Source organism: Streptococcus sp. Marseille-Q7156 (assembly GCF_965119495.1).
This window is the reverse complement of the sequence record NZ_CBCPLU010000001.1, coordinates 1,889,259-1,900,891: the sequence shown is the minus strand read 5'-3', so window position 1 is coordinate 1,900,891 and position 11,633 is coordinate 1,889,259. Positions and strand designations below refer to the sequence as shown.

The 11,633-nt window shown below is 33.8% G+C and carries 9 protein-coding genes and 3 tRNA genes; 8 read left to right on the top strand and 4 right to left on the bottom strand.

Features of this window, described 5'->3' with window-relative positions; all coding sequences use genetic code 11:
- Positions 1 to 217 precede the first annotated feature (217 nt).
- Positions 218 to 976, bottom strand: a complete 759-nt coding sequence (locus ACWPV5_RS08845; protein WP_219967473.1) for a ParB/RepB/Spo0J family partition protein — start codon at positions 974 to 976, stop codon at positions 218 to 220.
- A gap of 57 nt (positions 977 to 1,033) precedes the next feature.
- Positions 1,034 to 2,215, bottom strand: coding sequence for a S1C family serine protease (locus ACWPV5_RS08840; RefSeq protein ID WP_454383410.1), 1,182 nt, complete (start codon positions 2,213 to 2,215; stop codon positions 1,034 to 1,036).
- 183 nt (positions 2,216 to 2,398) lie between these two features.
- On the opposite strand from ACWPV5_RS08840, the gene rlmH reads away from it, so the two are divergent.
- The 7 genes from rlmH to ACWPV5_RS08805 all read left to right on the top strand — a co-directional run bounded on the left by rlmH (position 2,399) and on the right by ACWPV5_RS08805 (position 5,583).
- Positions 2,399 to 2,878 carry a 23S rRNA (pseudouridine(1915)-N(3))-methyltransferase RlmH gene (rlmH, locus tag ACWPV5_RS08835; RefSeq protein WP_219967471.1) on the top strand — a complete coding sequence of 160 codons (480 nt, stop codon included), beginning with the start codon at positions 2,399 to 2,401 and terminating at the stop codon, positions 2,876 to 2,878.
- Positions 2,879 to 2,921: 43 nt separating this feature from the next.
- Positions 2,922 to 2,995, top strand: a tRNA-Arg gene (locus ACWPV5_RS08830).
- Positions 2,996 to 3,160: 165 nt separating this feature from the next.
- Entirely contained in the window at positions 3,161 to 3,286 is a 126-nt protein-coding gene (gene comC, locus ACWPV5_RS08825; protein WP_101786261.1) for a competence-stimulating peptide ComC, read from the top strand.
- Between the two features lie 20 nt (positions 3,287 to 3,306).
- Entirely contained in the window at positions 3,307 to 4,632 is a 1,326-nt protein-coding gene (gene comD / locus ACWPV5_RS08820) for a competence system sensor histidine kinase ComD (protein ID WP_173251468.1), read from the top strand.
- A complete protein-coding gene (gene comE, locus ACWPV5_RS08815; RefSeq protein WP_000866069.1) occupies positions 4,629 to 5,381 on the top strand; it encodes a competence system response regulator transcription factor ComE in 753 nt (250 codons plus the stop codon). The genes comD and comE overlap by 4 nt, the downstream gene beginning before the upstream one ends.
- Positions 5,382 to 5,432: 51 nt before the next feature.
- Positions 5,433 to 5,504, top strand: a tRNA-Glu gene (locus tag ACWPV5_RS08810).
- Between the two features lie 5 nt (positions 5,505 to 5,509).
- A tRNA-Asn gene (locus tag ACWPV5_RS08805) sits at positions 5,510 to 5,583 on the top strand.
- 40 nt (positions 5,584 to 5,623) lie between these two features.
- Here ACWPV5_RS08805 and ACWPV5_RS08800 read toward each other — a convergent pair.
- The gene (locus tag ACWPV5_RS08800) at positions 5,624 to 6,166 is read right to left on the bottom strand and encodes a TetR/AcrR family transcriptional regulator (RefSeq protein WP_454383406.1); all 543 of its coding nucleotides are present in this window, start codon (positions 6,164 to 6,166) and stop codon (positions 5,624 to 5,626) included.
- Positions 6,167 to 6,293: 127 nt separating this feature from the next.
- On the opposite strand from ACWPV5_RS08800, the gene ACWPV5_RS08795 reads away from it, so the two are divergent.
- Positions 6,294 to 9,062 (top strand): YhgE/Pip family protein, encoded by a 2,769-nt coding sequence (locus ACWPV5_RS08795; protein ID WP_261070723.1) that lies wholly within the window; start codon positions 6,294 to 6,296, stop codon positions 9,060 to 9,062.
- Between the two features lie 25 nt (positions 9,063 to 9,087).
- Here ACWPV5_RS08795 and ACWPV5_RS08790 read toward each other — a convergent pair whose 3' ends face one another.
- Entirely contained in the window at positions 9,088 to 11,631 is a 2,544-nt protein-coding gene (locus tag ACWPV5_RS08790; RefSeq protein WP_454383404.1) for a YfhO family protein, read from the bottom strand.
- Positions 11,632 to 11,633 lie beyond the last annotated feature (2 nt).

Genomic DNA, 11,633 nt, shown 5'->3' with positions numbered 1-11,633 from the left:
TCCGTTCTCCTCCTTTACTACTTGTTTAAAAGTTTAATGCTAGACTTATTTTACCATAGATAGGAAGAATTTTCCACAAGCTGTGAAAAATAATCCACAATGTTATCAAGTTTTATCCACAGGTTGGGGATAAAATCAGAAACTATTGATTTATTAAGTTTTTTATAGAAAAAAAATAGTGGATAACCTTGTGAGATAAAAAAATAAAAGAACAGCCTTATTTCAGGCTGTTGATAATTCTACTGTATTCTTCTTGATTTGAAAAAGAAATAATGATTTTTCCACTGTCTTTTTTAGACAATTTGATTTCTACATCTAATCCAAGTAGTTTTTTTAACTGTTCTTCTTCATTTTGTATGAAATGATCAGTTTTTTGCAGTTTCTTTTGTTTTTTATCTGTCAGAAGAGCTTCTAACTTCCTTACAGAAATGTCTTCTTCTATAATTCGTTGAAAGAAATAGTCTTGTTGTTCCTTATTTAACCCAACTAGCGAACGCGCATGAGCTTGTGATAGTTTGCCATTTTCTACTTCTGAGATAATCTGTTCTGGTAAGGAAAGCAAACGAATGGAGTTACTGATATAAGGACGAGACTTGCCCATTTTATCTGCAATTTCAGCATGGGTAAATCCTTTTTCTACGAGAGATTCATAGGCGCGTGCTTCTTCTATTGGATTCAAATTTTCTCTCTGTAAATTTTCAATGATGGAATGGACCATCATCTCTTGGTCTGAAAGTTGTTTAACAACAGCTGGTATAGACGTCAGACCAGCTAAAAGTGAAGCCCGATAGCGTCTCTCTCCTGCAAGGATTTCATAACCAATAACAGGAGATTGACGAACAATAATCGGTTGAATGACCCCATTTTCTTTGATAGACTGTGCTAGTTCATCTAGTTTTTCTTTATCAAATTCTTTTCGAGGTTGATAAGGATTTTTTTGTATATCCGTGATAGAAATCATTTCAAATTTTTCCATGATTCTACACTAACACATCTTTTCTCTTATGTAAAGCTTTCTTTACATAGATGTCAATTAAGATTCTAAATCACCTGAACTCTTGTCAAGTTTAATAGATGTAGTTTCTTCTTTACCGTTGCGATAGTATGTTATCTTAATGGTGTCTCCGATAGAATGATTGTAAAGAGCACTTTGTAAGTCTGTTGATGAAGCAATATCTTTGTCATCTACTTTGGTAATGACATCGTATTTTTCAAGGTGACCATTGGCAGGCATATTACTTTGTACAGAACGAACAACTACACCAGATGTTACACTGCTTGGAATATTCAGTCTTCTAATATCACTTGTATTAATATTTGAGAGATTGACCATTTGGATGCCCAAAGCTGGACGCGTCACTTTTCCGTTCTTTTCCAACTGTTCAATAATATTGATAGCATCATTTGCAGGGATTGCGAAACCAAGGCCTTCTACAGAGGTTCCTCCATTTGTGGCAATTTTACTTGAGGTAATTCCGATAACCTGTCCTTGAATATTGATTAGTGGGCCACCAGAGTTACCTGGGTTAATAGCAGTATCAGTTTGGATAGCTTTTGTAGAAATAGCTTGTCCATCTTCAGATTTTAAAGATACATTTCGATTAAGACTAGATACGATACCTTGAGTGACAGTATTAGCATATTCAGAACCTAATGGGCTACCGATGGCAATAGCAGTTTCTCCTACGGTTAACTTGCTAGAATCACCAAACTCAGCTACTGTTGTCACTTTTTCTGAAGAGATTTTGACGACAGCAATATCAGAGAAAGTGTCCGCTCCGACAATTTCTCCGGGTACTTTAGTTCCATCTGACAAACGAATATCTACTTTGCTGGCGCCATTTATAACGTGATTATTGGTGACAATATAAGCTTCTTTATCATTCTTTTTATAAATAACCCCAGATCCTTCACTAGAGATTTGCTGAGAATCAGTGTCAGTATCATCATTACCAAATACGCTATTTTGTTTGTTGGCTGAATAAGTGATAACAGAAACAACAGCATCTTTTACTTTGTTAACAGCCTGTGTTGTTGAATTTTCGTTCTTATAGGCAGTCTGTGTAATAGTACTATTTTTGTTAGAGCTACTTACACCACTTTTTTGAGTTAGTTGGTTTATTGAAAAGCTACCCAAGGCTCCACTAATAAAGCTAATGACGATAACGACTAATAATTGAAACCATTTTTTGTAAAATGTTTTTAGATGTTTCATATTTGCCTCCATATGTTTGAAATTACTGAAAGTATAAACTGACTAGCTTAATTATAACTTAAAAACAAAAGTTTTTCACAGATTGTGGATAACTTTCAAAAATCTGTGGTTTTCTCGGTTAAAATTAACCTTTTATTTTGTGAATAAGATGTGAAAAAATAGAGAATATGTTAGAATAGAGTCATGAAAATTAAAGTTGTAACAGTTGGGAAACTGAAAGAAAAGTATTTAAAAGATGGTATCGCGGAGTATTCAAAACGAATTTCTCGATTTGCTAAGCTTGAAATGATTGAGCTAGCAGATGAAAAAACACCAGATAAAGCCAGTGAGTCAGAAAATCAAAAGATTTTAGAAATAGAAGGGCAGAGAATTTTATCAAAAGTTGGTGACCGTGATTTCGTTATTGTGTTGGCTATCGAAGGGAAAATGTTCTCATCAGAAGAATTTAGTAAACAATTAGAAGAAGCTTCTATAAAAGGATTTTCTACTCTTACATTTATTATTGGAGGGAGTCTGGGGTTAGCACAGGATGTAAAAAAGAGAGCTAATCTTTCTGTTAGTTTTGGCCGTTTAACCTTGCCCCATCAGTTAATGAGACTAGTTCTTGTTGAACAAATCTATCGCGCTTTTACGATTCAGCAGGGTTCGCCCTATCATAAATAGAAAATTGACTTTTAATTGAATTTTTGGTAGAATAATGGTGTTAGGTCTCATAGCTCAGCTGGATAGAGCATTCGCCTTCTAAGCGAACGGTCGCAGGTTCGAATCCTGCTGGGATCAATATAGTAGCAAAGCTGGGAATTTTCCCGGCTTTTTTCTTAAAAAAGTACACTTGGGGAGAAAAAAATGACAGTTGAGAGAATTTTATCTAAAATGAAATTCCATTTTGTATAATGGTTTTTGTAAGTTAGCTTACAAAAAAAAAACATTTTAGGAGATTTTATTATGAAAAACACAGTTAAATTGGAACAGTTTGTAGCCTTGAAGGAAAAAGACTTGCAGGAGATTCAAGGTGGGGAAAGTAGAGTTTCAGACCTCATCCTTGATTTTCTTTTCCAACGAAAAAAGTAATGAAATAAGGAGAAAGAGTAATGAATTTACTTGGATTTGGGACAGTTATTGGTCATTTTTTAATTATTAGTTACAGTTACCATTTAATTTGTAAAGGTCAAATAAATAGAAAAGAGCTATACGTTTTTGGTGCTTATACATTACTAGTAGAAGTAGTACTTGAACTTTCCTTTTATCTTCTAAATTTGGATGGGTTAGGGACTGCAACATTTTTACTTCCTTTGGGCTTATATTCCTATTTTCGATGGATTAAACAGTATGAGAGGGATAGAGGACTATTTCTAAGTTTACTACTATCTCTTTTATATGAGAGCACTCATAACTTTCTGTCCGTAACTTTCTCCTCTATAACAGGAGACAATTTTGTTTTACAACATTATTACCCATTCTTTTTCGTTGTAACGGTGTTAACCTATTTTGTTGTCTTAAAAATAATTCATTATTTCCATTTGGAACTAATCTATTTTGACAAGGACTACCTTTATCCTTTCTTGAAAAAAGTATTTTTTGCTTTACTATTGCTACATATTGTATCTTTCGTTTCTGATATGGTAAGTACGATTAAACATTTGAATAGTTTTGGAAGTATTTTGTCATCTATTGTCTTTATCTCTCTATTTTTGACCTTCTTTGCAATGAATTCTCATAAAGAACAAATGGAGAAAGAGATTGCGTTGAAGCAGAAGAAATTTGAACAGAAACATTTACAGAATTATACAGATGAAATTGTCGGTCTGTATAATGAAATTCGTGGTTTTCGACATGACTATGCTGGTATGCTTGTCAGCATGCAGATGGCAATTGACAGTGGTGATTTACAGGAAATTGACAGAATTTACAATGAAGTTTTGGTCAAAGCCAATCATAAACTGCGTTCAGATAAGTACACTTACTTTGATTTGAACAACATAGAAGACTCAGCTTTACGAAGTTTGGTTGCTCAGTCAATTGTCTATGCTCGAAATAACGGTGTGGAGTTTACACTGGAAGTAAAAGATACGATTACCAAGCTCCCAATTGAACTATTGGATTTGGTTCGTATCATGAGCGTTTTATTGAACAATGCTGTCGAAGGATCGGCTGATAGCTATAAAAAGCAGATGGAAGTAGCAGTTATTAAGATGGAAACTGAAACAGTTATTGTGATTCAGAATTCATGTAAAATGACGATGACTCCTTCAGAAGATCTATTTGCCTTAGGATTCTCCACTAAGGGAAGAAATCGAGGAGTCGGATTAAATAATGTGAAAGAACTACTAGATAAGTACAACAACATCATTTTAGAAACAGAGATGGAAGGCAGTACATTTAGACAAATTATTAGATTTAAGAGGGAATTTGAATGAAAGTTTTAATTTTAGAGGATGTTATTGAACATCAAGTGAGACTAGAGAGAATATTGGATGAAATTTCGAAAGAATCGAATATTCCAATATCATACAAGACAACGGGAAAAGTCCGTGAATTTGAAGAATACATTGAAAACGATGAAGTAAATCAGCTTTATTTTCTAGATATTGATATTCATGGAATTGAGAAAAAGGGATTTGAAGTGGCTCAGCTCATTCGTCATTACAATCCTTACGCTATTATCGTCTTTATCACTAGTCGATCAGAGTTTGCGACTTTGACCTATAAATACCAAGTATCAGCCCTAGATTTTGTTGATAAGGATATCAATGATGAGATGTTCAAGAAGAGAATTGAGCAAAATATCTTCTATACGAAGAGTATGTTACTTGAAAATGAAGATGTGGTAGATTATTTTGATTACAATTACAAGGGAAATGATTTAAAAATTCCTTACCATGATATTTTGTATATTGAAACGACAGGTGTCTCTCATAAATTACGCATTATTGGTAAGAATTTTGCAAAAGAGTTTTACGGTACCATGACAGATATTCAGGAAAAGGACAAACATACTCAGAGATTTTATTCTCCTCATAAGTCATTTTTGGTAAATATAGGCAATATCAGAGAAATTGACCGAAAGAATCTAGAAGTTGTTTTCTATGAAGACCATCGCTGTCCTATTTCAAGGTTAAAAATTAGAAAGTTAAAAGATATTTTAGAGAAAAAATCTCAAAAGTGATTGACAATTAGTAAGAAATTGATATAATGGTTATATCTGCTACAGATAGAAGGTCCGTTGGTCAAGGGGTTAAGACACCGCCTTTTCACGGCGGTAACACGGGTTCGAATCCCGTACGGACTATTTTATCCGCCATAGCTCAGTTGGTAGTAGCGCATGACTGTTAATCATGATGTCGTAGGTTCGAGTCCTACTGGCGGAGTATAGATAAAAGGGAACACAACTGTGTTCCTCTTTTTGTATCAATTTGTATCACCAAGCATTTTCATAAGGAAGTCTGTTATTTCTTGAGGACTTTCTTTTTTTCCATGTGCAATCCAAGTTTGGCAGACACCAAAAAGTGCGTGAGTTAGATAGACGCTACTATATTCTAATTCAGTGGTATTGAGATTTAGTTGCATAAATTGCTTTTGTAAATCTGTACTGAGCATGATATGAAGTTTATTTCGTAAGAAATTTTGGATTTCTTTCGTCCCATTTTCAGAAAGAAGGGCAGCCAGAAGTGGTTCTGACTCTAGATATTCAAACACTTCTAAAATAGCATCTCTTTTGTGATGAGCATGTTTTTGAAAAATATATTCAAATGTATGAAATAGCTTGCTTTGATAGTGCTCAATCATATCATACTTATCCTTATAGTGAGTATAGAAGCTGGAACGACTAATTCCGGCTTTTTCTGCTAACTTGACAGTAGAAATTTGATCAAATGGTTGTTCCATGAGTAATTGTACCATAGAATTTTCAATAGTTCGCTTTGTTTTTAAGCGTTTGTTACTTTCTTGCATATTTCCTCCTTATAAACAAATTAGACTATCTGTCTAAAAATGGATTTTTTATCTTGTAATTTAGATTTTTTAATGTATAATCTATTATATCAAAATTTTAGACAATATGTTTAAAAAAGGAGAAGATATGTTTAAAGAATGGAAAGCAATTTTTAAAAAACCAACCTTTATTATTGTCATGATAGGGATTTCTCTTATTCCAGCTCTGTACAATATCATATTTTTGTCATCAATGTGGGATCCATATGGGCAATTATCTGACTTACCTGTGGCAGTTGTCAATAATGATAAAGAAGCTTCCTATAACGCTAATACCATGGCTATAGGAAAAGACATGGTCTCCAATTTAAAAGAAAATAAAAGCTTGGATTTTCATTTTGTAGATGAAGAGGAAGGAAAGAAGGGATTGGAAGATGGCGATTACTATATGGTAGTGACTTTACCAAGTGATTTATCTGAAAAAGCAGCTTCTATTTTAACGAATCATCCAGAGCAAATGCAAATCGATTATCAGACTTCAAGTGGTCATAGTTTTATTGCTAGCAAGATGAGCGATTCTGCGATGACACAATTAAAGCAGAATGTGTCTACAAATGTAACTGAGACCTATACTAAAGCTTTATTTGATAAGATGGTCGAATTAAAGGATGGTATGAGTCAAGCAGCTTCTGGTAGTGAAAAATTAACTGATGGAGCGAATCAGTTAGTGGCAGGAAGTCAAACATTAACTACCAACCTACACTCTTTAGCAGCTTCAAGTTTAACATTTTCAAATGGAACGGAGCAGTTTACTAAAGGATTATCTGATTATGTTTCTGGTGTCGAACAACTTCATCTTGGCTTAGGAAATTTTAATAGTGGTTTAGTTACATATACTGGTGCAGTGAGTCAATTAGATAGGGGATTAGGTCAATTATCTTCTAAAAGTCCTGAATTAGTAAGAGGAATCAATCAATTATCTTCTAAAAGTCCTGAATTAGTAAGAGGAATCAATCAATTATATACTGGTGTAGAATCCTATACTGGCGGTGTTTCTCAGCTTAATGCAGGTCTTACTCAATTTTCATCTGGTGTTAGTGCCTATACAAATGGAGTGGGAAATCTTGCAACAGGTGCGAGTCAGTTATCTAATCAATCAGCTACCCTTCGAATGGGTGTGGAGCAATTAAGTGAAGGGATTCAACAACTTTCTAGTAAGTTAGATGCTTCGTCTGGGCAAAAAGATCAAATTAATCAATTATCTTCTGGTCTGAATCAGTTAAATCAAGTTATTCAAAATATTGATGTTGGAGATACAAAACAGTTAGATTCTGTTTTATCAAGTATAGTATCTCTTTCTAATCAAATGCTAGTAAGTGCTCAGTCTGAAAAAGCAACTACATTAGCCAATATTCAATCAACAGCAGCTTATCAATCCTTGACAAGTGAGCAACAAGCTGAGATAAGTGCTTCTGTATCTCAAAATTCGACTGATAGTATTCAATCGGCTCGGTCAATTATAGCTTTAGTAGAAGGTTTACAGGGAAGTTTAGAAAACTTACAAAATCAATCTTCAAATCTTTCGACGTTAAAAAATCAAGCTAATCAAGTATTACCGCGTGCTTCTACTTCTTTGACAGGATTGTCAAGTGGATTAACAGAGATACAAGGAGCTGTTACTAGTAAATTAGTTCCTGCCAGTCAGTCAATTGCATCAGGTGTAAACGCATATACTACAGGTGTTGATAAAGTTTCTCAGGGTGCAAGTCAACTAAGTGAAAAAAATTCCACCTTGACAGGTAGTTTGGATCAACTAGTTTCAGGCTCAAACACCTTGACACAAAAATCTTCTAGCTTGACAGCAGGAATTGGTCAATTAGCTAAAAAAACTCCAGAATTAGTATCTGGTATTGAAAAATTAGCTAAAAAAACTCCAGAATTAGTATCTGGTATTGAAAAATTAGCTAAAAAAACTCCAGAATTAGTATCTAGTATTGAAAAATTATCAACTGGCTCCAATCAATTGAATCGAAAGAGTCAAGAATTGATAGCAGGAGTTGATAAATTGCAGTCAGGATCTAGCCAACTAGCTGACAAATCCAGTCAGTTAATTTCAGGTTCTTCTCAATTAGAAAGTGGAGCTAATAAATTGGCAGATGGAGCTGGGAAACTAGCAGAAGGTGTAACAAAGTTAACTTCTGGATTGGAAGGTTTACAGACAGGAGTTGTTTCTTTAGGACAAGGACTAAGTAATGCTAGTGATCAACTTAAATCAGCATCAACGGAATCTAAAAATGCAGAGATTTTGTCAAATCCACTCAATCTTTCCAAAACAGACAATGACCAAGTTCTTGTAAATGGAATCGCAATGGCTCCTTATATGATATCAGTTGCTCTCTTTGTTGCAGCAATATCAACGAATATGATCTTTGCGAAGTTGCCTTCAGGACGTCATCCAGAGAGTCGTTGGGCTTGGTTGAAATCTCGAGCTGAAATAAATGGTATTATAGCTGTTTTGTCAGGAATTTTGGTATATGGAGGAGTTCATCTTATTGGTCTAACGGCTAATCATGAGATGAGAACATTTATTCTCATTATCCTAACAAGTTTAGTATTCATGTCCATGGTGACCGCTTTAACAACATGGAATAGCCGTATAGGAGCTTTCTTCTCTCTTATCTTGCTTTTATTACAGTTAGCATCAAGTGCAGGTACTTACCCACTTGCTTTGACAAATGATTTCTTTAGAGCCATTAATCCTTGGTTACCAATGAGTTATTCAGTTTCGGGATTACGACAAACAATCTCTATGACAGGAAATATTCATCAGCAAGTCATTTTCCTTGCTGTGATACTAGCTCTATTTACTGGTTTAGGTATGCTAGCCTATCAACCTAAGAAAATGGAAGAAGATTAAAAAAATCGACCAACTGGTCGATTTTTTAAGCCTTAGATGACTTTCGTTTGTGATTATAGATTCCAAATAGTAAAAGAGAAGTAAAGGAACAGATTGCTCCAGTAATAAAACCATTGGGAATAAAGGAAAGTGTAATAGTTCCTTTTCCCTTGGGAACATCAACTTTCATAAATCCAGTTTGAGCTTGTTTAATTTCTATTTTCTTATCATCTTGGTAGGCAGACCAACCTTTGTCATAAGGAATGGTGAAGAAAATAGATGTATCTTGTTTGACATCATATCTAGCAAAAACCCTGTTTTTAGAAGTTGATACTGTTACAGGCTGTTCTTTAATTTTTTGAATTGCCTCAGTTAAAGTTTGGGTATCTAAACGATAGAAAGTAGGAGATTCAAATGATACTTGTGAATTTCCAGGGAAACTAACATTGATATTGAAAGTTTTTTTCTCTTTTGTATAGCCTAGATTAAAGAAGGAGAAGACATTATCAGTTGTAAAAGTCTTTTTTTCACCATTTACAAGGATGTCAACCTTCTTTTGTTTATCATTAGAAAAGTGAAGATTTGTGAAAGAAAGATAAACTTGGCTGTTTTCTGGTACTTCAATTTGATACTGGATTGCTGCATCCTCATTTGACGAACTTGTAACACTAATCAAATCATCAGTATTTTCAGTTTTTTCATAAGGGATTGGAGAAAAATAATCAAAATCGACGTTAGCAAGTTGATTTAAAAACTTGGCCTGATTATCTAGAGTATGTTCATTGAACTTGACATCATTGTAAACAGATTGACTAGCAAAGGCAATTGGAAGAGAGAACTGATTTTCATATAGAGTAAGATTATCTTTTTGATATACATCTTGGAAACCATACTTATCAATAGGGTTTTCTGAGATATTATACTGGATGCCAAATAAACTATCAGCCAAAATACTATTATTGGCATAACGGAGATTGAGATTAGTCCCAGAGGATTTAAACCCAAGTTTATCCAAAGTAGAGCTTGCTGAACGATTTCGAACAGATGAAAATTGAGAGATTCCATTGTAGTTGAATTTCATACTGTCATTTCCTGTCTGAGTTTGTAGTTTTTCAGTACGAGTAAATTGATTTCCAATATATGTTGAGAAAGATTCCATAGCTGGGATATCTCGATTATATGAACTTCGAGAAGCAAAACCCCATTCTTTAGCAATTCCGTCTATTTGAGATGAAGCATTTAAACTTATTTCAACCATTATAAATAAAGAAATTAGAATGGCAAATAGATTTACAGAGATAAACTTTTTGATAACTGCAAGGAGTAAAAGCGAATAGACAACCAAAAATTCAAGAGTAAGCAGAATATTCAAATCTGTTAAAAAAGAATAATGTGATTTTAGATAGATGGTAGCTAAAAATCCTGTTACTATAAGAAAAAGCGAAACTAAAAAATTCCAGACTTTAAGTTCTTTCAGACGCTTTAAGACTTCTGCTGCTGTGTAAATTAACAAGGTAGAGAAAATCCAAGCATAGCGATGTAAAAACATGTTTGGAGTATGCATGCCTTGCCAAAATAAATCAAGAGCTTCTATATAAAAGCTAGCAATTAGAAATGCAAAGAAGATTGTATAGATAAGTTTCACGTGAAACTTAATAGATTTCATCGTAAAAAATAAAATAGTCAAAATAAAGGGAAGTAGTCCAACAAAAATCATTGGGATGGCCCCATACTTTGTTGTGTCAAAGGAACCGATGAATTGTTTAGCAAAGAGATCAAGATACCAGCTACTTTCAGTTTGAAACTTTGTAATTTCAGTTAATTTTTCCCCATGTGTCTGTAAATCAAACAGAGTAGGAAGAGTCAGAATCAAACTAGCCATACCAGCTAAAACGGAGGTGATTATGAAATAAAGAAAAGATGATTTTCGAGTTTTAAAGTCCCAAGAAATTTGGCAGAGATACCAGAAAATAAGAAACAATGCTGTCATATAGCCAAAATAATAGTTTTGGATAAATAAGATTGACAGACTTGTAAAGTACAATAGGAAATTCTTTTCAGTGATAAGTAGCTGTAAACCAGTTATAATTAAAGGAATCAAGATAAAAACATCTAGCCAGGTTTTTATCTCTAATTGACTGACAGTGAAACTCATCAGAGCATAGGAAGTAGATAAAGCTAGTTTTAAAGGCTTAGGAATCGATTGAAATAATTTATTTAAACTAAAGTAAGTTGACAGTCCAATCAATCCAAATTTTAAGAGAGTTGTCAGATAGACAGCATCTGGCATATTAGTTAGATCAAAAAAGTAAACTAGTGGTGAAAGGAAACTACCCAAGTAATAACTAGATAGGGCATAGAAATTCAATCCGAGGCCACTTGTAAAGGTGTAGAACAAACTACCATTTCCATGTAGGATATTTCTTAGAGCTATATCAAAAATAACGTATTGATGAAACCCATCTCCTAATAGTGGAGATGTATCGCTATTCCAGTAGATACCTTGAGATAGATATACTCCTATCATAATGATTATGGGAATGATGAAAGAAACAAAATAGGTCCAATATGTTTTAAAAAATAATTTCATGT